Origin of the sequence: Kosakonia pseudosacchari (assembly GCF_015167415.1) — a bacterium.
GTDB classification, from domain to species: domain Bacteria; phylum Pseudomonadota; class Gammaproteobacteria; order Enterobacterales; family Enterobacteriaceae; genus Kosakonia; species Kosakonia pseudosacchari.
In genome coordinates this window covers 2,429,277-2,454,135 of the sequence record NZ_CP063425.1, presented here as the reverse complement: position 1 = coordinate 2,454,135, position 24,859 = coordinate 2,429,277, and the positions used below count along the sequence as shown (strand labels likewise).

Below are 24,859 nucleotides of genomic sequence, written 5' to 3'. Positions count from 1 at the left end.
GTATTACGTTATGAATACTATCTCAGACAATATAAATCAACGGATCAGTGCGCGAATTCGCGTTGAACGTGAATCACGCGGCTGGTCGCTGAGCGAACTGGCGGAGCGTGCCGGTGTGTCGCGGGCGATGATCCACAAAATTGAACGCGGCGAAAGTAGCCCGACGGCGGCGCTGCTGGCGCGGCTTTCCGGCGCGTTTGGTATCAGTATGTCAACGCTGATTGCGCGCGCGGAAATGCAGGAAGGTAAATTGCTGCGCCACGCCGATCAGCCCGTCTGGCGCGATCCGCAGAGTCATTACTTGCGCCGTCACGTCTCGCCGCGCAGTGATTTGCCTATTGACCTGGTGCAAATCGAGTTGCCCGCCGGGAGCGATATTCCCATGCCTGCCTCCGCCTATGCGCTGGCGCGCCAGCTTATCTGGTTGCAGGAGGGGGAACTGGTGTTCGTTGAAGGCGACACGCGCCATGAGATGCACGCCGGCGATTGTCTGGAACTCGGCCCGCCGAATGATTGCCGCTTTATCAATGAAAGCCACGCGCCTTGCCGTTATCTGGTGGTGCGACTAAATCCTTCCAGCTCGTAATGTAAACGCGCTCCTGGCCGTCAGGGACTAGTATCAATAGTTAGTCTGACACGTACAGGAGCGAACAATGAAACAAGATCCACACCGCAACCGCCGCTGGGTGCTGGCTTCCCGCCCGCATGGCGCGCCCGTCGCCGATAATTTCCGCCTTGAAGAAGATGATATCGCCACGCCGGGCGAAGGGCAGGTGTTGCTACGCACCGTTTTCCTCTCGTTAGATCCCTACATGCGTGGGCGAATGAGCGATGCGCCGTCCTATTCGCCGCCGGTAAAAATAGGTGAAGTGATGTGCGGCGGCACCGTGAGCCGCGTGGTTAAATCTCAACACCCGGATTTCGCGGAAGGTGACTGGGTGCTGGGCTACAGCGGCTGGCAGGATTACGACATTTCCGGCGGCGAAGGCCTGGTGAAACTGGGCGACAATCCGCCGCACCCGTCGTGGTCGCTCGGTATTCTTGGTATGCCAGGGTTTACCGCGTATATGGGATTGCTGGATATCGGCCAGCCGAAAGCCGGTGAAACGTTAGTTGTTGCTGCCGCAACCGGTCCGGTCGGGGCCACGGTGGGGCAAATCGGCAAAATCAAGGGGTGCCGCGTGGTGGGCGTGGCCGGCGGTAGCGAGAAATGCCGCCATGCGGTTGAGGTGCTGGGGTTCGATCACTGCATTGATCATCACGCAGAGGATTTTGCCGAACAACTGGCTGCGGCCTGCCCGCAGGGTATCGATATCTATTTTGAAAATGTCGGCGGAAAAGTATTTGATGCGGTGCTGCCGTTATTAAATACCTCCGCGCGAATTCCACTTTGTGGGTTAGTCAGCGGCTATAACGCCACGGATCTTCCTGCCGGTCCGGATCGTATTCCGTTATTAATGGCAACATTGCTGAAAAAACGAATTCGTTTGCAAGGTTTTATTATTGGCCAGGATTACGGTCACCGTATTCATGAATTCCAGCAGGAGATGGAAAAATGGATTCGCGAGGAAATAATTCACTACCGTGAGCAATTGATCGAGGGGCTGGAAAATGCGCCAGATGCTTTTATCGGCCTGCTCGAAGGGAAAAATTTCGGTAAAGTCGTAGTGCAAATCGGGCCTCTCAGCTAAAAGAATGATGGCGGTGAAAAACCGCCATCAGAAATCGTGCAAATTTTTGAGAAACGTCTTTAATTAGATAAGCATAAGGAACTGACGACCTTGTGAAGGCGGTTCCTGGTAGTTGTGCATAATAAATACAAATTGTTTTAACTTTTACGCGACCATCCAATACCAGGCATGTGTATATAATATATTCATTGACACAAATTACGGACACGCTACCAGGCTGAGAATAAATAAGAAATTATACGGGATACAAACATGCTTGATTTGGAAAAAGCGCAGCGAACCAGCCTCACCATGCAAGTTGAGGCGAGTCTTAAAAGTGCGCTTATTATTGGCGCGCTTAAACCGGGCGCGCGGCTCATCACAAAGGAAATAGCCGATCAATTAGGCACCAGTATTACACCGGTGCGGGAAGCGTTACTGCGGTTGGTCTCCGCAGGCGCGCTGCATGCCACTCCGGCGCAGGCTTTTCTGGTTCCGGAAGTCAGCCTTGATCGCTATAACGAAATTAACCAGATTCGTAAAAATCTTGAGGGTATGGCGGCACGCGCTGCCAGCCAGCATATGACAAAGGAGAAAATTCGCGAGTTGCGTATCCTGGCGGCGAATTTTCATGAGGCAATGAAAAGCGGTAACACCGAGCAGGGCCTGCAGGCTAACCGCGTGTTTCGCTTTAGTGTTTACAGCCACGCCGGGATGCCGACGTTAACGGCTTTGATTGAGCAGTTATGGGTTCGTATTGGGCCTTGTTACAATTATCTTTATCCACATTCTGAGGATCTGACGCGCGTCGAAAATTACAGTGATTTGTTGGCGGCGTTAGAAGAGGGAGACGCTTTCGCTAGCGAACGCGCGTTATGGCGTGCGATTGATGAGGGCGCAAACATCGTTCACAAACAATTCTATCGCTGAGTTATATTTCAACGACATAATCCTTTCTCTTCCTATATTGATGCTCCCCGGCGAAATTTGCGAATGGGGCGCATCAATATCACGTTTTTCACTGATAAGACCAGCTTACACCTGAAATCCCTGGTTTCTTTGCCGATAACGATGTGTGCGTGCAGTTGTTGGGCGCTAACATTTGGGTTTAGCAAGGAGTCCGGAATGTCATTTAGCCAGCGGTTAAGCAACATAAAAATTAGTAGAAAGCTGTCAGTCGGTTTTGGGTTAGTTCTCTTTCTGGTTGCTATTGCCACCGTCCTGAGCGTATTGCGCTTTAAAGAAATACGCGACGTCTACGAAAAAACCAACCTTATGTACAACATCAACATTGAAGTATTTCAGGCCAAAATTAACCGTCTGAAATACTTCTATGGCGATGATAAATCAGGGCAGGTGATGTCCAACTATGTGCGTCACGCTTCCGAGCTGACCGCCAGCGCCGACAATATGTCCTGGTCTGCAAACGAGAAACAAATTATCAGCGATGTCGCCAGCCATCTGGAACAATTCCAGGGTGCGATTGGTGAGATGCAAAAAGCCACCGGTGACATCAAAAGCGTGCGCGATGCGCTCGACAAACTGGCCGCACAGGATCTCTCTGCGCGCTATACCACACTGGTGCGCACGCCGGTGGCCGACCCTGCGCTGATGGCGCAAATTTATGAGCAGTTGTTTGCGATCAGCACGGTGCGCGACGCCGTGCTGGTGGTGCGTTACAGCCCGGGTAAAGAGGCGAAAGAGGCGCTGGATGCCCGTTTTGGCGCAACGCAAAAGAGCGTTCAGGCGCTGGTGAGCCAGTTACCGGGAGAGCTGCAATCACCGCTGCAATCCCTGTGGGATGACACGGTGAAATACCGCGATTTGAGCCTCAACTACCTCACCGCTTTCCAGGCATTAAAAGCAGCAGAAGATAAAGTGAAAGTGGGCGGGGACGAGAGCAGCGCCTCGCTCAAACAGATCATTGCGCTGGTGAAAGCGCACAACGATGAACTGGCGTACACCTCAAGCACCATTGCGTCGATTATTGGCGTAATCGCTATCCTGCTGGGCGTGATTGTCTCGTGGTGGGTTATTCGCCAGATTACGCGTCCTATCGATCGCAACCTGGCGCTGGCAGAACGTATCGCCAGTGGCGATCTCAGTTCACAAATTCGTGCGCAGAGCACGGATGAACTGGGGCAATTAACCGGTGCAATGGGGCGGATGAACGATACGTTGCGCGACATGATTTTCGAAGTGCGCAACAGCGTGAGCCAGGTTTCGCGTGCAGCGACGGAGATTGCCGAAGGCAATACCGATCTCTCTTCCCGTACCGAGCAACAGGCCGCAGCGGTAGTTGAAACTGCGGCCAGCATGGAAGAGTTGACCGCCACGGTGAAAAACAACGCCGATAACGCCCGCAATGCCAGCAGCCTGGCCGCTCAGGCGTCGAAAACCGCCAGCGAAGGTGGAACGGTGATGCGCGAAGTGGTGAATACCATGGGCGATATTCATAACAGTTCGAACAAAATTGCCGATATTACTGCTGTGATTAACAGCATCGCCTTCCAGACCAACATTCTGGCACTGAACGCCGCCGTCGAAGCGGCACGCGCCGGTGAACAGGGGCGTGGCTTTGCGGTCGTCGCCAGTGAAGTGCGCAGCCTGTCGCAACGCAGCTCGCAGGCGGCAAAAGATATCGAACAGCTGATTAGCGAATCCGTTTCGCGCATTAATGTGGGTAGCGAACTGGTCGCCAAAGCCGGTGAAACCATGGATCAGGTGGTGCAGTCTGTCACCCGTGTTAACGATATCATGGGCGAAATCTCGTCTGCTTCCGAAGAGCAGAGCCGTGGCATTGAGCAAATCGCGCGTGCGGTGGGTGAACTGGATAGCACCACGCAGCAGAACGCCTCGCTGGTGAGCGAATCCTCATCGGCGGCGGGTTCGCTGGAAGAACAGGCGCGTTTGCTGGAAGAGCTGGTCGCCACGTTCCGTCTTGAGCAGAATGGCGCAAAACCGGTCACCAAAACAGGCAAACCGACAGCCAAACCGGCTGTGAAGCAGAACGTCGAACCGCGTGAAACCGCCACGAGCGATGAGGGCTGGACCACGTTTTAACCTTTGATACGCGCATCAGTAACAGCCCGGAAGCGCGATGCGACCGGGCTTTTTTATGGGAAATGGCGGCATGAAATACCCTCTGGTAAAACAACTCAAACAGCACGACACATTGCGCCAAAGCTTTATTGATTTAGCCGTCGATACCTTCGATTTATCCTTCGAGGCATGGTATCAGGCGGGATTCTGGACGGAAAACTACATTCCCTACGCGTTGGTCGATGAAAACCAGGTGATAGCGAATGCCTCGGTTAACGTTATCGACACGCGCTGGATGGGCGCCGAAAAACGCTATATCCAGATAGGCACGGTAATGACCGATAAACGCTATCGCCATAACGGACTTGCCCGTTACCTGCTGACGGAAATTATCCATGACTGGCAATACCGGGCCGATGCGATCTATTTATACGCAAACGCCAGCGTGCGGGATTTCTATCCGAAATTTGGCTTTGAGAAAGCGCGGGAATATCAATACACCCTGCGTGCCACGCCGGTGGCGAGTGACTTTCGTCGGCTGGATATGGACGACGACGCCGACAGGCAGCAGTTGCTGCACTATTACGCGAAATCCAACCCTTTTTCGGCGCTGCCAATGAATAACAATGTGGGGTTGTTGATGTTTTACTGTGCGTCGTATTTAAAAGCGTGCGTCTATTTTTCAGAAAAACATCAGGCTATCGCCATTGCCACGCAAAACAGAGGCACGCTTCTGTGTTTCGATATTTTTGCCGAATCGGGCTCGTCTTTAACGCAAATTGTTAATGCATTAGCGAATCAGCAAACCCAGCGTGTGGTGCTAGGTTTTACGCCCAAAGAAACCCGCGAATGCGAATGTACGCTGATTGACGACGAGGACACACTGTTTCTGTTCAGCGCGAAAGAGAATGTGTTTCGCGACCATCAGGTAATGTTCCCGTTGTTGTCTCACGCCTAGTCGTTATCGCTAAAAAAAAGCCCCTGTCATCAGGGGCTTTCATATTATTCAAACTGATACGCGACCGATAAGCCGACGCCATAATTACGCCCCGGTGCCGGTTCGTAGTAACGGTTATTGCCTTCGTTAACGATAACCGAACCAACATAGTGGCGATCAAACAGGTTATCGACCCGGCCAAACACGTCCATCATCCAGTTGCCATAGCTGAATTTATACCCGGTATTTAACCCGGTGACAGTATAAGAGGGCGCTTTGGCGCTGTTTTCATCATTGGCCATAATATCGCTCATATAGCGCACATCGGCGCCCGCGTACCAGCCCTGGTCCGGGAGCCAGCCCAGCGAGGCAAAGCCCATATTGCGCGCGATACCCGGAATGCGATTGCCATTACAGCCACCGTCGCATACCTCACTGCGATAGGTGGCATCAAGATACGTCCACGCCAGTTTTGCCCGCCAGTTTCCGGCGAATTGCTGATCGAGGGATAATTCCGCGCCCTGACGACGGGTTTTTCCGGCGTTTTTATAGGTGGTGCGTCCACCGCTGCTGGTATCGGTGACGATCTCGTTATCGGTATCCGTGCGGAACAACGCGGCCGTCAGCAGACCATTACCGATACGCGTTTTGCTGCCGATCTCCACGGTGTCGTTAGTCGACGGTTTCAGCGCGAAGTTGAGACCGGTTTTGCCATCCGCACGGTAGGAAAGCTCATTAATGGTAGGCGTTTCAAAACCACGACCGGCGGCGGCATACACATTCCACGCCTCGGTCATGGCATATTTCAGCGACGCGGCAGGCAGCCATTTGTGATAACTGGCTTCGCCGCTGTCATCACCATTTCGCGCCGTAATGTAATGATCGTTGGAATCAAACCAGACGGAGCTGTAACGCACGCCCGCATCCATCGACAGCTTATCGGTCAGTTGCCAGGCGGTTTGCAGATACGGATCGACGTTCCACATCAGGTTGCGTTCGTTACGGCGCAGATTGCCTTTTTCGCCGTACACCGGCGTGGTGCCATCCATCACAAAGTTTTCGTAACCCTTGCGCTCCTCGCTCATGTTTTCGTAGTTCAGACCACCGGTAAAGGTCACCGGTACGCCCAGCTCACCACGGTGCGTCCAGCGGGTATCAATGCCCTGATAGTGGCGCGTTAAATCAATCACGCCGCCCGCGTGGGTTGGGTTGAGCTGCGGGGCGCGCGGGATCGATTGATATTGCGTGGTTTCACGCTCACCAGCGTACATCATCACGCTGAAATCATCCTGGCTGCTCATCTGGCGCTCATAGCGCAAGCCCGCCTGGGTTTGCTTAATGGTTTTGCGCGTATCGTATTGCTGCGCACGCTGTGACTGGCGCGGGTTATCGTGCCATTCAGACTCGGTTAATCCACCGGCGTCGTTCGCTTTAATATCGACGCTGTTAAAAATCAGGCTCAGTTTGCTGGCGTCATCAATACGCACGCCGAGTTTGGCGTTGGCGAGATTTTTCCGCGCGCCGCTGCGATCGCGATAACCGTGGGTGACAAAACGGGTGCTGGACACGGTGTAATCGACATCGCCCGCGTGCGTTCCGTCGCCCATCGCGCCTGTGGCTTTCAGGCCGTAGCGCCAGCTCCCAAAGCTGCCGTAATAGCTGCTGGCTTCGATGGTTGCCGGTTCACGCCCGGTCTGCGTGGTGACATTCATGACGCCGCCAGACGCGTTGCCATACAGCGCCGAGAAAGGGCCGCGCAACACATCAACGCTCTCCACACTGTTTAAATCGATATTCGAGGTTTGCCCCTGGCCATCCGGCATGGTCGCGGGAATGCCATCCACATACAGACGAATGCCGCGTACGCCGTAGGTGGAACGCGAACCAAAGCCGCGAATCGACAGTTGCAGATCCTGGGCGTAATTTTGCCGGTTTTGCACTTGTAAACCGGGAACGCTGTTGAGCGATTCCGAGAGATTCACGCGCGGCGCGGCCTGACGGATATCATCGCCCTGAACGACGCTCACGGCGGCGGGGCTGTCCAGTTCGGAAACGGTCTGCGGCGTGGCGCTGACAATCATCGTTTGTTCGTTGTCGGCCGCGTAAGCGGAAGTGGAGAGCGCAGCCGGTAGCAATAACACCGGCAGGGTGAGCTTTGTGGCGGAAATGATATTCATGACGGAACCAAGTTAAAAGACGAACCAAAAAAGAGGAAATACACCAATATGTTAAAGCGTATGTAAATTATTTGAAAACTTTAAACGCACATTACGTTAACGATGAGTGTAACGGAGGAAACGGGATCCTGCGTCATGAAGATTTAACGCTCCACTTTCTTGTTATTAATGATTACTATTCTCAACTACAACAATAAGCGAAACTGCCGTTTCGTGCACTGGACGCATGTGAAAACGTAACCATTAAGCTGAACAAAGGAAGTCGTCATGTCTTTACGTCAATTATGCTCACCGCGCTTGCGCCGCACTGTGGTTCTGGGATCGTTACTGCTGGCGGGTTCATTTAGCACCCACGCTGCAGAGGAGATGTTGCGCAAAGCCGTCGGCAAAGGCGCCTATGAAATGGCCATCAGCCAGCAGGAAAACGCGCTGTGGCTGGCGACCGCGCAGAGCCGCAAAACGGATAAAGGTGGGGTGATTTACCGTCTGGACCCGGCCACGCTTGCCATTACGCAGGCCATTCACAGCGATGTAAAACCCTTCGGCGCAACCCTCAATAGCCGTACGCAGACACTGTGGTTCGGCAACACCACCGACGGTTCCGTCACGGCGGTAGACGCCAGAACCGGTGTTATTAAAGGCCGCGTAGTGCTGGATGCGCGTAAACGTTCGGAAACGGTGCGCCCGCTCAGCCCGCGCGAGCTGGTCGTGGATGAAGAAACCAACACGGTTTACATCACCGGCGTCGGTAAAGAGAGTGCAGTATGGGTGGTAGACGGCGCGGCGCTGAAGCTGAAAACGACCATTACCAATACGGGTACATACAGCACTGGCCTTGCCATCGATAGCGCGGCAAAACGTCTCTATACCACCAATGCTGACGGCGAGCTCATTACCATCGATACCCGCAACCACCGCATTCTTGAACGTAAAAAATTGCAGCAGGACGGCAAAGAGCACTTCTATCTCAACCTGAGTCTCGATAGCGCCGGTCATCGTGCGTTTATCACCGACTCAAAAGCGCCGGAAGTATTGGTTGTGGATACCCGTAACGGCAAGGTACTGGAGAAAATCGCCGCGCCGGAATCGCTGGCTGTGCTGTTTAACCCGACGCGCAATGAAGCCTACGTGACACACCGCGAAGCGGGAAAGGTGAGCGTTATCGACGCCAAAACCTATAGCGTAGTGAAAACCTTCGCCACGCCAACCCATCCGAACAGTCTGGCGCTTTCAGCGGACGGCAACGCGCTGTACGTCAGTGTGAAACAGGCCTCGACGCGCGAAAAAGAAGCGACAGAGCCGGATGATGTCATACGTATTGCGCTGTAAACGATTGATAGCCAAAGCTCCCTGCGGGGAGCTTTTCTTTCACAGCAGGGCATCACCATGCGCAGTAGAGGGATTGCGCCGCTTAGCAGCGCAGGTCTGGCATCCGTTTCTCTGGTAATAAAAAAGCCGCAACGTTTCCGCTGCGGCTTTTAGCGTTTATAACGCGTTACGAACGCGTGTTCTGCGCGGCGTCCGGGTGAACCGGCGCGGTACTGTGGATTTCGTTAACGCGCTTACGCACGCCAAACCAGCCCGCAACCAACAACACCGCGATCAGCGGAATAGAACCGATGGTGTATGTGCCGTTCGGGTAATCGAACGCCATCAGCACCAGCACGCTGAGCAGGAACAGCAGCGTCAGCCAGGAGGTCACCGGCGCGCCCGGCATTTTGAAACTGACATCCGCCACTTTACCTTCGTGGATAGCTTTGCGCAGACGCATCTGGCACACCACGATAAAGCCCCAGGAAGCAATGATCCCCAGCGAAGCAACGTTAAGCACAATTTCAAAGACCTGCGATGGCACCAGATAGTTCAGGAACACGCCAACGATATAGACGCAAATGGTCGCCAGAATGCCCGCGTAAGGTACGTGGTGACGGCTCATTTTCGACATAAATTTGGGTGCGGAACCGCCCATCGACATTGAGCGCAGAATACGCCCTGTGCTGTAAAGCCCGGAGTTCAGGCTGGAGAGGGCGGCGGTCAGCACCACCATATTCATAATGTCGCCAATATAGGGCACGCCCAGCTTGGAGAAGAAGGTGACAAACGGGCTTTGGCCTGCCTGATAAGCATTCCACGGCAGCAGCAGAACCAGCAGCACCACGGAGCCGACATAGAACAAACCGATACGCCAGATAACGCTGTTAATGGCTTTCGGCACCATGGTCTGCGGATCTTTACATTCGCCCGCCGCCGTACCCACCAGTTCAATAGAGGCGAACGCGAACACAACGCCCTGAACCAGCACCAGCGCCGGTAACAGGCCGTGCGGGAAGAAACCGCCGTTATCGGTGATCAAATGGAAGCCGGTCGCGCCGCCATCGAGCGGTTTACCGCTGCCGAGGAAAATCGTCCCGACAACCAGAAACACCACAATCGCCAGCACCTTAACCAGCGCAAACCAGAACTCCATCTCTGCGAACCACTTCACACCGATCATGTTCATGGTGCCGACAATGGCCAGCGCCCCAAGGGCAAACACCCATTGCGGGACATCGCCGAACGCGCCCCAGTAATGCATATAAAGCGCAACGGCGGTGATATCCACGATCCCGGTCATCGCCCAGTTGATGAAATACATCCAACCGGCAACATACGCGGCTTTTTCGCCAAGGAATTCACGCGCATAAGAGACGAAGCTGCCGCTGGAAGGGCGGTGTAATACCAGTTCGCCCAGCGCGCGCAGAATAAAGAAGGAGAAAATACCACACACCAGATAAACGATAGCCAGCGACGGCCCCGCCATCTGCAGTCGGGCGCCTGCGCCCAAAAATAAACCAGTACCGATTGCGCCGCCGATAGCAATCATTTGCACCTGGCGGTTACCCATCGCGCGGTTGTAGCCCTCTTCGTGAGAATTGAGCCAGCGTCGTTTCGCGGCGTGATGATCCGTGACGTTGTTGTCTGTTTTCATTGCGTTACCTGTTTACCTGTCTGAACCTTGCGGAATTCCTCTACCCGGCAGGCAGAAAACCAATCGATTGCCTGGCGCGGGAAAATGTTTTGTCTTTCCAGTGTTTCTTCGTATGGATAAGACCAAACATGGCGCAGCATCGTAACCGCAATCGATATACGACGCAAAACATACCAGTGCCATAGCAGCCGACTATTAGCGGAAATTGTGAGGTTGACAGGGGCAAGCAGTGCAAATGATTCAACTCGCTGAAAAATGCAACAGAAAAAACCACCATCAGTAAAACGAATATGTAACAAATTTGCAAACATAGTGCCGACTGATCATTCCGACTCAAGGTAACCAGAACGCTGGTTGGCCGCTTCTTTGCGAATTTTTTGCTTATTTAATGTAAATTAATTGTTTCACAGCATGCACGCGTCGCCCTATTAATGGGGCTATCTCCTCTAACGCGAGTCTATTGCATGTCTTATCGCCTGAGTTTGCTGGATAAAAGCCCCATCGCGGAGCATGAAACCGCACAGGATGCCCTGGCCCGCACGCTGCAACTGGCGCAGCAGGCGGAAAACTGGGGGTATCACCGCTTCTGGATTGCCGAACATCACAACACCACCCAGTTGGCCAGCCCGTCGCCGGAGCTGGTTATCGCCTGGATACTCGGCCAGACGCGGCGAATTCGCGTCGGTTCCGGCGGGGTAATGCTGCAACATTACAGCCCATTCAAAGTGGCGGAAAATTTCAATCTGCTGGCAACCCTGGCGCCGGGTCGCGTTGATCTTGGCGTCGGTAAAGCCCCCGGCGGTTTGCCGCTCGCCACGCGCGCATTGCAGCAGGGAATAAACAGCGCAGGGAAGGGCAGTTTTGCCGATCAACTGGCGCAACTGGATAACTGGTTGTCCCTGTCAAAAGATGACCACGCGGAAGAAACCGTCCTGGCTACGCCATTACCCCCGCAGCGTGCGGAAGGTTTTCTGCTTGGCGCAAGCCTCGAAAGTGCGGCGCTGGCGGCAAAACTGGACTGGAATTTCGTCTTCGCCGCCCATCTCAACGGGGACAAAACCCTGCTGCGTGACGTTGTCACGCAGTGGCAGCAACAGAGCCAGCGCGACACGCTGGTCGCCGTGCAGGTGATTGTTGCCGACACCGAAGAGCAGGCGTATGCGCTGGCGCAACAGGTTGAAGTCTGGGGCGTCGAGCTGGCAAACGGTCAGCGCGTGAGCGTCGCCAGCGAGGCGCAAGGCCATGCGTTTGCTCGCCAGGCAGGTAGCCCGGCAGTGCGTATCGCGAAACGCGAACCCTCCCTGATCGCCGGAACGGCAGAGCAGGTTCTGGCGGGGCTGGATCAACTGCATCAGCAATTCGCCATTGATGAATTTATTATCGACACGCCGATCAGCGAAGGCAGCGCGCGGCTGACCTCTGTCTTGCGTCTGGCGCAGGCCCACGCAAACACGAAAGCAACGCAGGAGGTGGCGGGATGAGTTTTGCTGAACAACTGATCGACTGGCGACGCGAGTTACACCAGCACCCGGAGTTATCGCTGCAAGAGTTTGAAACCACCCGGCGCATTCGCCACTGGCTGGAGAGCGCCGGGCTGAGACTGCTGCCGTTGAGCCTGCCGACAGGCGTGGTCGCGGAAGTGGGCAGCGGCGAGAAAGTGATCGCCTTGCGCGCAGATATCGATGCGTTACCGATTGAAGAAGCGGTCGACGTGCCGTTTGCCTCGCGCAATCCCGGCGTGATGCACGCCTGCGGCCACGATATTCACTCCAGCGTCATGCTCGGTGCGGCGCTGCTGCTTAAACAAAAAGAGCCGCAACTGACCGGCAGAGTGCGCATTCTGTTCCAGCCCGCAGAAGAGAATTTTGGCGGTGCGAAGCGGTTAATCGACGCCGGGGCACTGGACAACGTGAGCGCCATCTTTGGCATGCATAACGAACCCGGGTTACCGGTCGGATCGTTTGCCACCCGTAGCGGCGCGTTTTATGCCAATGTGGATCGCTTTTCGCTGACCGTCACCGGCAAAGGTGCCCACGCCGCTCGCCCGCACGAAGGTAACGACGCCATTTTGCTCGCCAGCCAACTGGTGGTCGCGCTGCAAAGCATTGCCAGCCGTAACGTCAATACGCTGGAGTCGGTGGTGCTGAGCGTCACCCGCATTCAGGGTGGCAACACATGGAATGTGCTGCCGGAGCACGTTGAACTGGAAGGCACGCTGCGTACACACCAGGCGGAGGTACGCGAAAAAGTTAAACGCCGCGTCGATGATATTGCCGCCGGGCTGGCACAGGCGTTTGATGCCAATATCAACGTGCGCTGGTTTGCAGGGCCTGCCGCGCTGGTCAATCACGATCGCTGGGCCACTTTCGCCCGCGATGTCGCTGACTGGCACGGTTACCAGACGCAGGAGGCGGATCTGCACATGGGGGGCGAGGATTTTGCCGTCTATTTGCAGCATATTCCCGGCGCGTTTGTCAGTATCGGCAGCGACAGCGACTACGGCCTGCACCACCCGGCGTTTAACCCCGATGAAGCGTTAATCGAAGAGGCGGCGCGTTATTTCGCGCTGCTGTCAGAAAAAGCACTGCTGCAATCCTGATGTGAAATTTGTCTGCCTGGGGCTTACGCTCCGGGCCACCTGTTGCCTGAATATGAGGATCGATTATGTCTACAGCACGACAACTGCGGCTTGGCACCATATTACATGGCGCGTCGGGAAATATGTCCGCGTGGCGACATCCGGCGGCGCTCGCCGATGCCAGCATTAATTTTGCCTTCGTGCAGGACACCGCGCGCCTTGCCGAGCAGGGAAAACTGGATTTTCTTTTTGTCGCCGACGGCTTATATATCAACGAAAAATCGATCCCGCATTTTTTAAACCGTTTTGAACCCATTACAGTTTTATCCGCGCTTGCCAGCGTGACCTCGCACCTGGGCCTGGTGGGCACGCTGTCCACCTCCTACAGCGAGCCATTTACCGTCGCGCGCCAGTTCGCAAGCCTTGACCATCTGAGCAACGGTCGCGCGGGCTGGAACGTGGTGACCTCGCCGCTGGAAGGCTCGGCGAAAAACTTCTCCCGCGCACAGCACCCGGATCACGCCTTACGCTACCGCATTGCCGATGAATATCTCGACGTAGTGAAAGGTTTATGGAACTCCTGGGAAGAGGATGCGTTTGTACGCAATAAAGCGACCGGCCAATTCTTTGACGCCAGCAAATTACATCCGCTTAATCACCACGGTGATTTTTTCCAGGTTGCCGGGCCGCTGAATATTGGCCGCACGCCGCAGGGACGACCGATTATTTTTCAGGCCGGAGCCTCAGACGATGGTAAACAACTGGCTGCCCGTCATGCCGACGCCATTTTTACGCATCAGGAGACGCTTGATGAAGCCAAAGCGTTTTATCGTGATGTGAAAAATCAACTGGAAAAATATGGCCGCCGCCACGATGAGCTGCATATCTTCCAGGGTGTCACTGTGATTGTCGGCGACAGTGAAGAAGACGCCGAGCAGCAGTACCAGACCACCGCCGCGCTGGTTTCTATTAGCGATGCGCTGAACTACCTCGGGCGCTATTTCGAACACCATGACTTCAGCCAGTACCCGCTCGACGAGCCGTTCCCGGATATCGGCGATTTGGGGCAGAACAGTTTTCGCAGCACCACCGATGAGATCAAACGTAATGCGCGCGAGCGCCAGTTAACGCTGCGCCAGGTCGCGCTGGAAAGCGCCTCGCCGCGCCCGCGTTTTTCCGGCACACCGGAGCAGGTCGCTGATGGCTTACAGCAGTGGTTCGAAAGCTACGCCGCAGACGGCTTTATCATCCAGGGCGGTACGCCGGACACCTTCCCGCGCTTTGTCGAAAAAGTGGTGCCGCTGCTGCAGGCTCGCGGCCTGTTCCGTACGGAATACCCCGGCACGACGCTGCGTGAAAGCTTAGGGCTGCCGCTGCCTGCTCATCCTTCCTCACAACAATAAAAGAAGAAAACGCTATGCAGAAAACATCGCTATTGCTGGCAGCAACGCTGGCGCTGACGCCGCTGGCCTGGGCACAGGACGTCAACATCAACGGAACGGGCGTAAGCCTCGAAGCCAACAAAACGCCGATCACCACGGCAAAAAACGCTCAAGCCATTGCGCAGTTACCGAAGGATTACCACTTTGTGGTGCCGGGCAAGCTGACCGTGGCTGTGGCGGCGCTCAACTCGCCGCCGCTGACGGTCTTTGCCGATGACAATAAAACCCTGCTCGGTAGCGAAGTGGACATTGCCCGCCTGGTGGCCAGCAGCTTAGGCCTGGAGCTGAACGTGGTGCCGACATCGTGGGAGGACTGGCCGCTCGGTGTCACCTCCGGCAAATATGACGCTGCGATCAGCAATATTACCGTGACCAAAGAGCGCAAAGCGAAGTTCGACTTCGCCACTTATCGCAAGGATTCCCTCGGCTTTTATGTCAAATCCACCAGTCCGCTGAAATCCATTGCGCAAGCCGAAGACATTGCCGGGCTGCGTATTATTGTCGGCTCCGGCACGAACCAGGAGGCGATCCTGTTGGCGTGGAACGCGGAAAACGTGAAAAAGGGGCTGAAACCTTTTACGCCGGTCTACACCAAAGATGACGCCGCACAAACGCTGGCGCTGCAATCCGGTCGCGCTGACGCTTACTTCGGCCCGAACGTAATTGGCGCGTGGAAAGCGGCACTGACCGGCAAAACCAAACTGGTCGGTAGCGTGGACGGCGGCTGGCCAAAAGCGGCGCATATCGCCGTCACGTTACGTAAAGGCAGCGGGCTGGTTGAACCGGTGCAAACCGCGCTCAATGGGGCTATCAAAACCGGTGACTACGACAAGGTGCTCAATCGCTGGGGCGAGGGCGTAGAACGTATTCCGGCGTCGGAGGTTAATCCGGCGGGGCTTGGCGATTAAGGAGGTTGTGATGAGCGAACGTTTCCGCGATGTCTCGCCAGACGCACCGGAATTGCAGCCGATCTTAACCGGGTTGTTTGGCGAGTACGCCGCCCGCTATGGCGACTATTTTTCCCGCAGCGCTGAAGTGGAACTCACCGAATGGTATTTAGCGCCGCAGGGGCTGTTTATTGTGCTGGAACGCGACGGAGAGATCATCGCGACCGGTGCCTACAAACCGTTCGATGCCCATACGGCAGAGATCAAACGCATCTGGACGAAACATGAACTGCGCCAGCAAGGGCTGGCGGCCACCATTGTGCAGGAGCTGGAGCGGCGAGCGTTACTGGCCGGTTACAGCCATATCTACCTGACCACCGGCTTTCGCCAGCCGGAAGCGGTGCGGCTTTATCTGAGCCAGGGCTATCAGCCGCAGTTTGACATCCATCGCGATCCGGAAGAGTACAGCCAGCCGCCGTTCGATGGTCGGTTGCGCTTTACCAAAGCGTTATCGGTTGAGCGTTTAAGCAAAACCGCCTGAGGAGCGACCATGAAAAATACAGAAACCATCAAAGTGGTGCCCGCGCGCTACCCACTGCGTACGGTCGGCGCACTTGTCGCCCTGTTTGTACTGGCGGCGATCGTTCAGTCCGTGGCTTTTAACCCGCGCTGGGAATGGACAGTGTTCGCCCGTTGGTTTTTCGACCCGGTGATCCTCGAAGGGTTAGGACAGACGCTATTACTGACGTTGCTCGGTACAGCGTTGAGCGTGATTTTCGGCGGCTTACTGGCGTTAGCCAGACTCTCCTCTTCGTGGCTGCTGAGCAGTCTTGCCTGGAGTTACATCTGGCTGTTTCGCTCGTTGCCACTGATTGTGGTGCTGATCATTCTTTATAACTTCTCCTACCTGTACGACACCTTGTCGCTCGGCATTCCGTTTACCGGCATCCAGTGGGCGAGCTATCAAACCATTAACGTGCTTGGGCAGTTTTCCACCGCGGTCGTCGGGTTGACGCTGGTGCAAAGCGCCTATACCGCCGAGATTATTCGCGGCGGCTTTCTTGGGGTCGATCACGGGCAGTACGAAGCGGCGGCCGCGCTGGGGTTACCCGCCTGGCGGCGCACGTTGCGCATTATTCTGCCGCAGGCGCTGCGCACGATTTTACCGTCCGGTTTCAATGAGATAATCAGCCTCGCCAAAGGCACGGCGATGGTTTATGTGCTGGCGATGCCGGAGCTGTTTTACACCATTCAGATGATTTACAACCGCACGCAGGAGGTGATCCCGCTGCTGATGGTTGGCGCGGTGTGGTATCTGGTGATCACCAGTGTGCTGTCCGCTATCCAGTATCTGGTTGAACGCTGGCTGGCACGCAGCGAACGCCGTTCAGCGATTTCACCCACGCGGGTTCGTTCATCCGCCACCGCACGCGTGGCGCAACCGCAGGAGCCTGTTCATGCCAACGTCTCTTAATGGTCATATTTCGATTACCGGCGTCAGCAAATATTTTGGTCGCCATAAAGCGCTGGATGACGTGTCGCTGGAGATCCCGCCCGGTTCGGTCACGGTGATCCTGGGGCCATCCGGCTCCGGGAAATCAACGCTGCTGCGCACCATTAATCATCTTGAGCGGGTGGATGAAGGGTTCATACGCATTGATGGTGATTACATCGGTTATCGCCTGCACGGCGACAAGTTGTATGAGCTGAAAGAGAAGGAGATTTTGCGCCAGCGCGTCAACGTCGGGTATGTGTTTCAGAATTTCAATTTGTTCCCGCACCTGACGGTACTGGAAAACCTGATTGAGGCACCGATTGCTCACAAAAAACTGAGCCGCAAAGAAGCCATTGAGCAGGCCTACGATCTGCTGGATGTGGTGGGCCTGCGTAATAAAGCTGATGCCTGGTCGCGCCATCTTTCCGGCGGCCAGCAGCAGCGCATCGCTATTGCCCGCGCGCTTTCGCTGCGCCCGCGCGTGATGTTGTTCGATGAACCGACATCGGCGCTGGATCCGGAACTGGTGGGCGAAGTGCTGGATGTGATCAAAAAGCTGGCACGCGCCGGTTCCACGCTGGTCGTGGTAACCCATGAAATCGGCTTTGCCCGCGAAGTCGCCGATCAGGTGGTGTTTATGGTTGATGGCAAAATTGTCGAACAGGGAAGCAGCGACGAGGTGCTGAACCATCCGCAGCATCCGCGCACACGCCAGTTTTTATCGAAGGTCTTATAAGGAGCCACCATGAAACGATTACTGGCGCTGCTGCTGGTCAGCGCGGGCAGTTTCGCCGCCGGGCAACTGGATTTAAAAGCCAATGAACAGCCGATTACCGTGCAGCGTAACGCGGCGGCGATCGCGAAAATCCCGGCGGATTATCGCTTTGTCGAACCGGGAACATTAACGGTGGCGATCTCGGCGCTTAACTCCCCGCCGCTGGCGCTGGTTGCCAGCGATAACCGCACGCGCATCGGCAGCGATCCGGATATCGCTCGTTTACTGGCGCAGAGCCTTGGCTTAAAGCTCAAACTGGTGCCCACCGCATGGGAGGACTGGCCGCTGGGCATTACTTCCGGGCGTTATGATGTCGCGCTGGTGAATATTGCCGTTACCGAAGCGCGCAAACAGAAGTTTGACTTCGCCACCTACCGCGCGGATTCACTGGCGTTTTCGGTGAAATCCTCCAGCGCCATCCAGGCGATCCGCTCCGCAGAAGATCTCGCCGGGCGCAAAGTGATTGTCGGTTCCGGCACCAACCAGGAGCGCATTCTGCTGCGCTGGAACGAAGAGAACCAGGCCGCCGGTCGCCCTGTCGCGCAGCCGATTTATCTGACAGATGACGCCTCCGGGAATTTGTATATTCAGTCGGGGCGAGCCGATGTGGTGTTTGGCCCGCAATCTGTTGCCGCCTATAAAGCGGCGCTTAACGGCAGCACGAAAGTCGTCGGTCTGGGGCCGAAAAAGGCCTGGGTCGCCACGACCACCAAAAAAGGAAACGGTCTGGTGTATGCCTTGCAGGCGGCGCTGGATGGCGCAATCGCACGCGGAGAGTATCAGCAGGTGCTGGCGCGCTGGGGAGAGCAGGGGGAAGCGGTTGAACATTCGCAGGTCAACCCGCCGGGAATCACCTACGAGTAAATAAAAAAACGCTGTTCCGCCGGGAGTACAACGCGCGGAACAGCGTGGCGCACCTGAGTCGCCAGTTTCAGGCTGTGGTCGGCGAAAGCGTAATGCGCTCCAGCGAACTGACAATAAACAGATAAGAGAAGAGGCCAATCAGCCCCATTGAGCCGACATAGAGGATCGCGTAATCAAATGAGTGGGTATTGGCAAGGATCACGCCAATCACCAGTGGCGTAACGATGCTCGCCAGGTTGCCGCACATATTGAACACGCCTCCGGCTATTCCCAGCACCTCTTTTGGCGACGTATCGCTGAGCACGCACCAGCCGAGGTTGCCAAACCCTTTGGCGAAGAACGCCACACTCATGGCGGCAATCACCACCACGTCTGAATCAGTGTAATTAGCCAGCACAATCACGCAGGAGAGCAGCATGCCGCAGATAACGGGGAATTTACGCGCGGTAGTCAGGCTGTATCCGCGCGTCAGCAGCCAGTCGGAGACCACGCCGCCGAGCAGGCCGCCGATAAATCCGGCAATAGCCGGAATACTGGCGACAAAGCCCACTTTTAAAATCGACATCCCTTTGGCCTGATAAAGATAGGTGGGAAACCAGGTAAGAAAAAACCAGGTAATTGAGGTCACGCAAAACTGGCCGATATAAACGCCGATCATCATGCGATTAACGCAGACACTTTTTATTTGCGCGAAACTGATTTTCGCCGGCCCTTTTTTGCTGCCTAATTCCGGCTCGCCACCGCCATCACGAATATAATCAATCTCCTGCTGGTTAATTGCTTTATGGGATAATGGATTGCGAACTTTTATCAGCCAGAATATCCCCAGCGCTACGCCAATCGCACCAATATAATAGAAAACATAATGCCAGCTAAGAGTGTGCAAAATAATCGTCATTAGCGGCGTGATAATGCCTAAAGAAATATATTGCGCAGCCTGGTAAACCGCTGTGACAAAACCGCGCTCCTTATTAGGAAACCACTGCACGCTAAGACGGCTGTTGGCCGGGAAGGCAGGGGCTTCAATGGCGCCCATCAGCAGACGCAGCACCACCAGCACGATAAGCGGGCTGGCATAGAGATAAATCGTCCCCTGAAACATGGTGACGATCGACCAGCCAATCAACGCCACACCATAAACTAACCGCGAGCCATATTTATCCAGCAGCCAGCCGCCGGGAATTTGCATTACCACATACGAGATGCCAAATACGGAAAATGCGAGGCCTAATGCTTCGGGATTAAAACCTAACTCTTTACTCATAATAGGCGCGACAACGGAAAGTGTCGCGCGGTCGGCATAATTAAATACCGTGGCAAGAAATAAAAATAACAGAATGCTGTAACGCACATGGGTGCGTTTAATTATTGTATTCATCACAACTCCTTTAACAGGGTTGAATGTCGGTGTAGGGAACAAAAAAGACGGAAGGAGCCTCCCGTCCGGAATGTATTATTATGGGCGTTTGCCAAATTCGCAGCTTTGCTGGGTCCAGGCGCGCGCCTGTTCGCTCAGGGTGAAACCCAGGCCGTGGCGGTCGGAGACATACATCCGGCCATCGCGCAGCTCAAGCTGTTCGTTAAACAGCGGATTGAGCCATTCGAAGTGCTCCAGCCACGGCTCCAGCGGGTAGGCGGCAGAAAGGTGCAAGTGTACTTCCATAGCAAAATGCGGTGCCAGTTTACGGTTGTGTTTGGCAGCCAGATCCATAATTTTCAGAAACGGCGAGATCCCGCCAACGCGCGGGGCGTCTGGTTGCACAAAATCACTGGCGTTGCCGAGGATCAGTTGTTCATGTTCGCGAAAACTGGTGAGCATCTCGCCGGTGGCGATCGGTGTATCCAGCGCGGCAGCAAGCTGGGCGTGGCCTTCTACATCGTAGGCATCGAGCGGCTCTTCAATCCAGATAAGGTTAAATTTCTCCATCTGGCGCCCCATCCGAATCGCCGTTTCGCGATCCCACTGCTGGTTGGCATCCACCATCAGCGGGAAGTCATCGCCCAGCGCTTCACGCACGGCGGTGAGACGGCGAATATCCTCTTTGGTGTCCGGCTGGCCGACTTTGATTTTGATACCGCCGATGCCGTTTTCACGCGAGATAATGACGTTTTTTAATACCTGATCCAGCGGTGTATGCAGGAAACCGCCTGAAGTGTTGTAACACTGCACCGAATCGCGGTGCGCGCCAAGCAGCTTCGCCAGCGGCAAACCGGCGCGTTTGGCTTTCATATCCCACAGCGCAATATCGATAGGGGAGATAGCCTGCACCGCCATCCCGCTGCGCCCAACGGAGGCTCCCGCCCACAATAGTTTGGTGTAAATCTTGTCGATATCGTTGGGATCTTCGCCGAGCAGGTTATCGGCAATCTCTTTGGCATGGGCGTAAATCCCCTGGCCGCCGGCGCGTTTGGAGTAGCTAAAGCCGACACCTTCGAAACCGTCGCGACTGCGTATTTCGGCAATAATAATCGCCACTTCGGTCAGCGGTTTTTGCCGCCCGGTCAGCACTTTCGCATCGCTGACCGGGGTGGCCAGCGGTAAAAAGGCGAGGGAGAGTTTTACCCACTCGATGCGGTCGCCGGTTTCAGCCGCGGTTTTGACACCGGTCGCGCGGGCGTAGGTTACAGCATCGGAATTCGCACTTACGGTCATGATTTTGCTCCTGTGAACAACAATAATGTTTGCGCTAACATTTGTAGATCGACAGAAAATTAATCGCCAGTAAAAGGAGGGGATTTTGTACAATCGATCACAAACCCGGCGCTTAAAAGAGTATTTATTGCCACGTTAATCACATTTTTATAGGTATAAGGGCATTTCACCCTCAATTATGATAGCGATAACATTAGTCAGGAAATATGCGAGTTAACTCGCTGATTTATGAGGACTGACAGGCAATGAAAGGAGAAAACGGTATAATACAAAAACGCAAACTAATCATCGCCAATGACCGTCTGGTTCTCTGTGAGTGAACATGTCGAAAACCGCCCGTCCTGTGCCACCGCGCGCGCCCACGCTGGAAGATGTTGCCCGTTCTGCGGGGCTTTCCTCAATGACCGTAAGTCGGGCGCTTAACACGCCGCAACTGGTGCGCCCGAAAACGGTGGAAAAGGTGCTCGCCGCCGTTAAAGCAACAGGCTATATCCCGAACGCGCTGGCCGGTGGCCTGGCGTCGCGGCGCAGCAAATTGATTGCTGTGGTCGTACCGCAGATTAACAACAATATGTTTGTCGATACGATTCAGGCCATCAGTGATGAACTGGCCGTGCGCGGTTACCACATGCTGCTGTGCGTCGCCGGTTATACCCAGCAAACCGAAGCGGAGCTGGTCGCTGCGCTGTTATCGCGCCGCCCGGATGGCATTGTGCTGACCGGTATTCACCACTCAACCGATTTGAAAAAAGTGATCCTCAATGCCAGTGTGCCGGTAGTGGAAATCTGGGATTTAACGCCCACCCCGCTGGATATGCTGGTCGGTTTTTCGCATGAAAAAGTAGGCCAGGCTACCGCAGAATACCTGCTGCGCAAAGGCTATCGCCGTCCCGGATTGTTGTGGACAGTGGATAAACGCGCCATGCAGCGCAAAGCCGGGCTGTGTGAAGTGCTGGGGCGTCATGGCATTACCGACCCGCTCAGCGTGGATGTGGCACTGCCGGCACGGTTTACCTCAGGGCGCGAAGGGTTGTCGCAGCTGCTGGCGCTGGGTGAGTCCGACGTGATTGTTTGCAGCTCCGACACGCTGGCGCAGGGGGCCATTGTTGAAGCGCAGGCGCGTGGCCTGCGCGTACCGCAGGATGTGGCGGTCATTGGTTTTGGCGATCTCGATTTCGCCGCCGGGAATAATCCCGCCATCACGACGGTGAGCGTCGACAGGCAAATTATTGGCCAGCGCGCGGCAACCCTGCTGATGGAGCGAATCGAAGGAACACGTTCCGGGGAGGAGATCGTGGATATTGGTTTTCACTTTATTGAACGGGAATCTGCGTGATCTCATGAGAATTAACGTTATCGGCACCAGCGGCAGCGGAAAATCGACGCTGGCGAAACGTCTGGCCAGCCAGCTCAATGTGCCTTATATCGAAATGGATCTGCTTTACTGGCGTCCCAACTGGCAGGGGACGCCGGATGAAGAGTTGTACTCGCGCCTGGAGAAATTGCTCGAACAACCCGGCTGGGTGCTTGATGGCAACTATAACCGCAGCCGCGACATTAAATGGCGGCATGTGGATCTGGTGGTGTGGGTCGATTTCGGATTCTGGCGCACATTGCGCCAGGTGACGCTTCGCGCCATCACACGCGCCAGAAGCAAACAGGAGTTATGGCCGGGAACCGGCAATCGCGAAAGCCTGCGTCGAGTTTTTTTAAGCCGCGAGTCGATCATTCTCTGGTCGTTAAAGACCTGGCGCAAAAACCGCGAACGTTATGCGCGGGATATGGCCGATCCGCGTTATCAGCATTTGCGCTTTGTCCGCCTTACCACGCCGCAACAAGTCGACGAATTTCTCGCCAGTCTGACCTAAGCTTAAGGCTCATCCTGAACATACGGAGCCCTTATGATTACGGTTTATGGTGTTCCCGGCTGGGGTTCGGCCATCAGCGAAGTGATGTTGACGCTGGCGGAGATCCCTTATCACTTCGTCAATGTTGATGGCTTCGACAAACCTGGCCCCCAGCAAGATACCCTGCGAAAGTTAAACCCGCTGTGCCAGGTGCCAACCCTGCAACTGGACGATGGCAGCGTGATGACGGAATCCGCCGCCGTGGCATTGATGATCCTCGACCAGCGTCCGGATTTAGCGCCAGCCGCAGGCACCGCGCAACGCCAGCAGTTCTGGCGGTTGCTGGTGTGGCTTGTCGCGAATGTCTATCCCACTTTTACTTACGCCGATTACCCGGAACGCTGGGCGGCGGATGCGCCGGAGCAACTGGTGGAAAATTGCCAGAAGTATCGTAAATCGCTCTATCTGTGGCTCGATACGCAATTGCAGGCGACACCTTACGCGTTTGGCCAACAACTGACGCTATTGGATATTTATCTTTGCGTCATGCGCACATGGGGGCCGCGTCATGCATGGTTTGCCGATAATACGCCAAATATTACCGCCATCGCGGATGCGGTATGCCAGTTACCGCAATTACAAACCGTGCTGCGAAATAATGAAATTATCCGTTAAGCGGTTATTTCGGATTATTTTAATATTCTTAGTATCTCGCATAAGTTGAAACGCTATATAAATCTGGGGCGAGAAAAATAATTTGAAATCGCCCCGTTTATATGAGACAACATTTGGCGCATTTTCGTCGTTGACGCAATATCGCAGTTATACAGCAAAATCGGACGAGTAATTTAACAGGGTGAAAATGATGGAATATATTCATTCGTATTTGAAAGGTGGTTCCTGGTTTACGCTTGGCGACAGCATAACAGAACGAGGATGGTATCAACCCATCGTCGCAGAGAATTTAGGGCTGGCGAGATGGACAAACTACGGTATTGGTGGAACCTGTATCGCACAAAAAAATGAGCACGATAATTCAGCCATCTGTTTACGATATAAAACCATGGGTGAAAATCCTGATCTTATTACTATCTGGGGCGGTGGTAATGATTTCGGTTTTAACTTCGGCTCGGAGGGCGGCACCGAAATAGGGAATAGACAAGATAAAACGTCCTTGACCTTTTATGGTGCGATGGATCTGCTGCTTACCGGCGTCACGAAAAAATATCCATTGGCAAGAGTAGGGTTTGTTGTTACGACGCCTGTTTCACATGCGCGCGGTCACGGGCAAAAAAATGCCAAAGGATATTACCTGACCGATTATTGTGACGTTAGCAGAGAAAAATGTGAGGAATATTCCATCCCTTATCTCGACCTGCAAAAGAACTCCGGCTTTAACGAACTCAATATGGACATTATGACCAGTAATACAACGGGCGTAATTTCCGATGGTTTGCATCCTTCAAAATTAGGCATGGAAAGGCTGGCGACGAAGATTACACATTTTATCTTATCGCTGTAGGA

21 protein-coding genes and 1 pseudogene are annotated in these 24,859 nt (G+C 54.7%); 17 read left to right on the top strand and 5 right to left on the bottom strand.

The genetic code is table 11. The annotated features are described in order from the left end of the window. Positions 1 to 10: 10 nt before the first annotated feature. The 5 genes from IP581_RS11495 (at position 11) to IP581_RS11475 (ending at position 5,670) form a co-directional block, all read left to right on the top strand. Positions 11 to 586, top strand: a complete 576-nt coding sequence (locus tag IP581_RS11495) for a helix-turn-helix domain-containing protein (protein WP_086868910.1) — start codon at positions 11 to 13, stop codon at positions 584 to 586. A gap of 67 nt (positions 587 to 653) precedes the next feature. After that, positions 654 to 1,691 (top strand): NADP-dependent oxidoreductase, encoded by a 1,038-nt coding sequence (locus IP581_RS11490; protein WP_086868912.1) that lies wholly within the window; start codon positions 654 to 656, stop codon positions 1,689 to 1,691. Positions 1,692 to 1,943: 252 nt separating this feature from the next. Further along, positions 1,944 to 2,600 (top strand): GntR family transcriptional regulator, encoded by a 657-nt coding sequence (locus IP581_RS11485; protein ID WP_017456876.1) that lies wholly within the window; start codon positions 1,944 to 1,946, stop codon positions 2,598 to 2,600. A 195-nt stretch (positions 2,601 to 2,795) separates the two neighbouring features. Next, entirely contained in the window at positions 2,796 to 4,733 is a 1,938-nt protein-coding gene (locus IP581_RS11480) for a methyl-accepting chemotaxis protein (protein WP_193822610.1), read from the top strand. A 70-nt stretch (positions 4,734 to 4,803) separates the two neighbouring features. Beyond that, positions 4,804 to 5,670 (top strand): GNAT family N-acetyltransferase, encoded by an 867-nt coding sequence (locus tag IP581_RS11475; protein ID WP_176519693.1) that lies wholly within the window; start codon positions 4,804 to 4,806, stop codon positions 5,668 to 5,670. Between the two features lie 44 nt (positions 5,671 to 5,714). On the opposite strand, the gene pqqU is transcribed toward IP581_RS11475, so the two are convergent. Next, positions 5,715 to 7,826, bottom strand: a complete 2,112-nt coding sequence (pqqU, locus tag IP581_RS11470; protein WP_193822609.1) for a TonB-dependent receptor PqqU — start codon at positions 7,824 to 7,826, stop codon at positions 5,715 to 5,717. 267 nt (positions 7,827 to 8,093) lie between these two features. On the opposite strand from pqqU, the gene yncE reads away from it, so the two are divergent. After that, on the top strand, positions 8,094 to 9,155 hold the full coding sequence (yncE, locus tag IP581_RS11465) for a 7-bladed beta-propeller protein YncE (protein ID WP_193822608.1): 1,062 nt from the start codon (positions 8,094 to 8,096) through the stop codon (positions 9,153 to 9,155). 166 nt (positions 9,156 to 9,321) lie between these two features. Here yncE and ansP read toward each other — a convergent pair whose 3' ends face one another. Then, on the bottom strand, positions 9,322 to 10,794 hold the full coding sequence (gene ansP, locus IP581_RS11460; protein ID WP_097401014.1) for an L-asparagine permease: 1,473 nt from the start codon (positions 10,792 to 10,794) through the stop codon (positions 9,322 to 9,324). Beyond that, on the bottom strand, positions 10,791 to 11,105 hold the full coding sequence (locus tag IP581_RS11455; protein ID WP_193822607.1) for a hypothetical protein: 315 nt from the start codon (positions 11,103 to 11,105) through the stop codon (positions 10,791 to 10,793). Before IP581_RS11455 ends, ansP begins: the two co-directional genes overlap by 4 nt. Before the next feature lie 153 nt (positions 11,106 to 11,258). Between IP581_RS11455 and IP581_RS11450 the strand changes: the two genes are divergently transcribed. From IP581_RS11450 to IP581_RS11415, 7 genes and pseudogenes are all read left to right on the top strand, one after another. Continuing rightward, positions 11,259 to 12,275: an MsnO8 family LLM class oxidoreductase gene (locus tag IP581_RS11450; RefSeq protein ID WP_193822606.1), complete on the top strand. Its 1,017-nt coding sequence runs from the start codon at positions 11,259 to 11,261 to the stop codon at positions 12,273 to 12,275. After that, positions 12,272 to 13,393: a M20 peptidase aminoacylase family protein gene (locus tag IP581_RS11445; protein ID WP_193822605.1), complete on the top strand. Its 1,122-nt coding sequence runs from the start codon at positions 12,272 to 12,274 to the stop codon at positions 13,391 to 13,393. The genes IP581_RS11450 and IP581_RS11445 overlap by 4 nt, the downstream gene beginning before the upstream one ends. Before the next feature lie 65 nt (positions 13,394 to 13,458). Continuing rightward, positions 13,459 to 15,722: pseudogene (locus IP581_RS23900) on the top strand (NtaA/DmoA family FMN-dependent monooxygenase). A 10-nt stretch (positions 15,723 to 15,732) separates the two neighbouring features. After that, a complete protein-coding gene (locus IP581_RS11430) occupies positions 15,733 to 16,242 on the top strand; it encodes a GNAT family N-acetyltransferase (RefSeq protein ID WP_193822603.1) in 510 nt (169 codons plus the stop codon). Positions 16,243 to 16,251: 9 nt separating this feature from the next. Then, on the top strand, positions 16,252 to 17,175 hold the full coding sequence (locus IP581_RS11425; protein WP_193822602.1) for an amino acid ABC transporter permease: 924 nt from the start codon (positions 16,252 to 16,254) through the stop codon (positions 17,173 to 17,175). Then, the gene (locus IP581_RS11420; protein ID WP_086868941.1) at positions 17,159 to 17,932 is read left to right on the top strand and encodes an amino acid ABC transporter ATP-binding protein; all 774 of its coding nucleotides are present in this window, start codon (positions 17,159 to 17,161) and stop codon (positions 17,930 to 17,932) included. Before IP581_RS11425 ends, IP581_RS11420 begins: the two co-directional genes overlap by 17 nt. A gap of 9 nt (positions 17,933 to 17,941) precedes the next feature. Continuing rightward, complete coding sequence (locus IP581_RS11415) at positions 17,942 to 18,835, top strand: transporter substrate-binding domain-containing protein (protein ID WP_162494940.1); 894 nt, start codon at positions 17,942 to 17,944, stop codon at positions 18,833 to 18,835. 67 nt (positions 18,836 to 18,902) lie between these two features. On the opposite strand, the gene IP581_RS11410 is transcribed toward IP581_RS11415, so the two are convergent. After that, positions 18,903 to 20,213 carry an MFS transporter gene (locus IP581_RS11410; RefSeq protein WP_193822601.1) on the bottom strand — a complete coding sequence of 437 codons (1,311 nt, stop codon included), beginning with the start codon at positions 20,211 to 20,213 and terminating at the stop codon, positions 18,903 to 18,905. A gap of 78 nt (positions 20,214 to 20,291) precedes the next feature. Continuing rightward, a complete protein-coding gene (locus tag IP581_RS11405; protein WP_193822600.1) occupies positions 20,292 to 21,488 on the bottom strand; it encodes an L-talarate/galactarate dehydratase in 1,197 nt (398 codons plus the stop codon). 322 nt (positions 21,489 to 21,810) lie between these two features. Here IP581_RS11405 and IP581_RS11400 point away from each other — a divergent pair, with 322 nt between their 5' ends. The 4 genes from IP581_RS11400 to IP581_RS11385 all read left to right on the top strand — a co-directional run bounded on the left by IP581_RS11400 (position 21,811) and on the right by IP581_RS11385 (position 24,857). Further along, the gene (locus IP581_RS11400) at positions 21,811 to 22,824 is read left to right on the top strand and encodes a LacI family DNA-binding transcriptional regulator (RefSeq protein ID WP_086868947.1); all 1,014 of its coding nucleotides are present in this window, start codon (positions 21,811 to 21,813) and stop codon (positions 22,822 to 22,824) included. A 4-nt stretch (positions 22,825 to 22,828) separates the two neighbouring features. Beyond that, positions 22,829 to 23,356, top strand: coding sequence for an AAA family ATPase (locus IP581_RS11395; protein ID WP_193822599.1), 528 nt, complete (start codon positions 22,829 to 22,831; stop codon positions 23,354 to 23,356). 33 nt (positions 23,357 to 23,389) lie between these two features. Further along, a complete protein-coding gene (locus tag IP581_RS11390; protein ID WP_193822598.1) occupies positions 23,390 to 24,010 on the top strand; it encodes a glutathione S-transferase family protein in 621 nt (206 codons plus the stop codon). A gap of 187 nt (positions 24,011 to 24,197) precedes the next feature. After that, positions 24,198 to 24,857 carry an SGNH/GDSL hydrolase family protein gene (locus IP581_RS11385; protein ID WP_228007841.1) on the top strand — a complete coding sequence of 220 codons (660 nt, stop codon included), beginning with the start codon at positions 24,198 to 24,200 and terminating at the stop codon, positions 24,855 to 24,857. The last annotated feature ends 2 nt before the right edge of the window (positions 24,858 to 24,859 follow it).

Excerpts from the sequence above, each read along its gene's own strand:
- yncE (WP_193822608.1), top strand. The coding sequence starts at position 8,094 with ATGTCTTTACGTCAATTATGCTCACCGCGCTTGCGCCGCACTGTGGTT.
- IP581_RS11400 (WP_086868947.1), top strand. The coding sequence starts at position 21,811 with ATGTCGAAAACCGCCCGTCCTGTGCCACCGCGCGCGCCCACGCTGGAA.
- IP581_RS11385 (WP_228007841.1), top strand. The coding sequence starts at position 24,198 with ATGATGGAATATATTCATTCGTATTTGAAAGGTGGTTCCTGGTTTACG.
- ansP (WP_097401014.1), bottom strand. The coding sequence starts at position 10,794 with ATGAAAACAGACAACAACGTCACGGATCATCACGCCGCGAAACGACGC.
- IP581_RS11480 (WP_193822610.1), top strand. The coding sequence starts at position 2,796 with ATGTCATTTAGCCAGCGGTTAAGCAACATAAAAATTAGTAGAAAGCTG.
- pqqU (WP_193822609.1), bottom strand. The coding sequence starts at position 7,826 with ATGAATATCATTTCCGCCACAAAGCTCACCCTGCCGGTGTTATTGCTA.
- IP581_RS11415 (WP_162494940.1), top strand. The coding sequence starts at position 17,942 with ATGAAACGATTACTGGCGCTGCTGCTGGTCAGCGCGGGCAGTTTCGCC.
- IP581_RS11490 (WP_086868912.1), top strand. The coding sequence starts at position 654 with ATGAAACAAGATCCACACCGCAACCGCCGCTGGGTGCTGGCTTCCCGC.
- IP581_RS11390 (WP_193822598.1), top strand. The coding sequence starts at position 23,390 with ATGATTACGGTTTATGGTGTTCCCGGCTGGGGTTCGGCCATCAGCGAA.
- IP581_RS11425 (WP_193822602.1), top strand. The coding sequence starts at position 16,252 with ATGAAAAATACAGAAACCATCAAAGTGGTGCCCGCGCGCTACCCACTG.
- IP581_RS11430 (WP_193822603.1), top strand. The coding sequence starts at position 15,733 with ATGAGCGAACGTTTCCGCGATGTCTCGCCAGACGCACCGGAATTGCAG.
- IP581_RS11495 (WP_086868910.1), top strand. The coding sequence starts at position 11 with ATGAATACTATCTCAGACAATATAAATCAACGGATCAGTGCGCGAATT.
- IP581_RS11455 (WP_193822607.1), bottom strand. The coding sequence starts at position 11,105 with ATGTTTGCAAATTTGTTACATATTCGTTTTACTGATGGTGGTTTTTTC.
- IP581_RS11485 (WP_017456876.1), top strand. The coding sequence starts at position 1,944 with ATGCTTGATTTGGAAAAAGCGCAGCGAACCAGCCTCACCATGCAAGTT.
- IP581_RS11410 (WP_193822601.1), bottom strand. The coding sequence starts at position 20,213 with ATGAATACAATAATTAAACGCACCCATGTGCGTTACAGCATTCTGTTA.
- IP581_RS11450 (WP_193822606.1), top strand. The coding sequence starts at position 11,259 with ATGTCTTATCGCCTGAGTTTGCTGGATAAAAGCCCCATCGCGGAGCAT.
- IP581_RS11420 (WP_086868941.1), top strand. The coding sequence starts at position 17,159 with ATGCCAACGTCTCTTAATGGTCATATTTCGATTACCGGCGTCAGCAAA.
- IP581_RS11395 (WP_193822599.1), top strand. The coding sequence starts at position 22,829 with ATGAGAATTAACGTTATCGGCACCAGCGGCAGCGGAAAATCGACGCTG.
- IP581_RS11405 (WP_193822600.1), bottom strand. The coding sequence starts at position 21,488 with ATGACCGTAAGTGCGAATTCCGATGCTGTAACCTACGCCCGCGCGACC.
- IP581_RS11445 (WP_193822605.1), top strand. The coding sequence starts at position 12,272 with ATGAGTTTTGCTGAACAACTGATCGACTGGCGACGCGAGTTACACCAG.
- IP581_RS11475 (WP_176519693.1), top strand. The coding sequence starts at position 4,804 with ATGAAATACCCTCTGGTAAAACAACTCAAACAGCACGACACATTGCGC.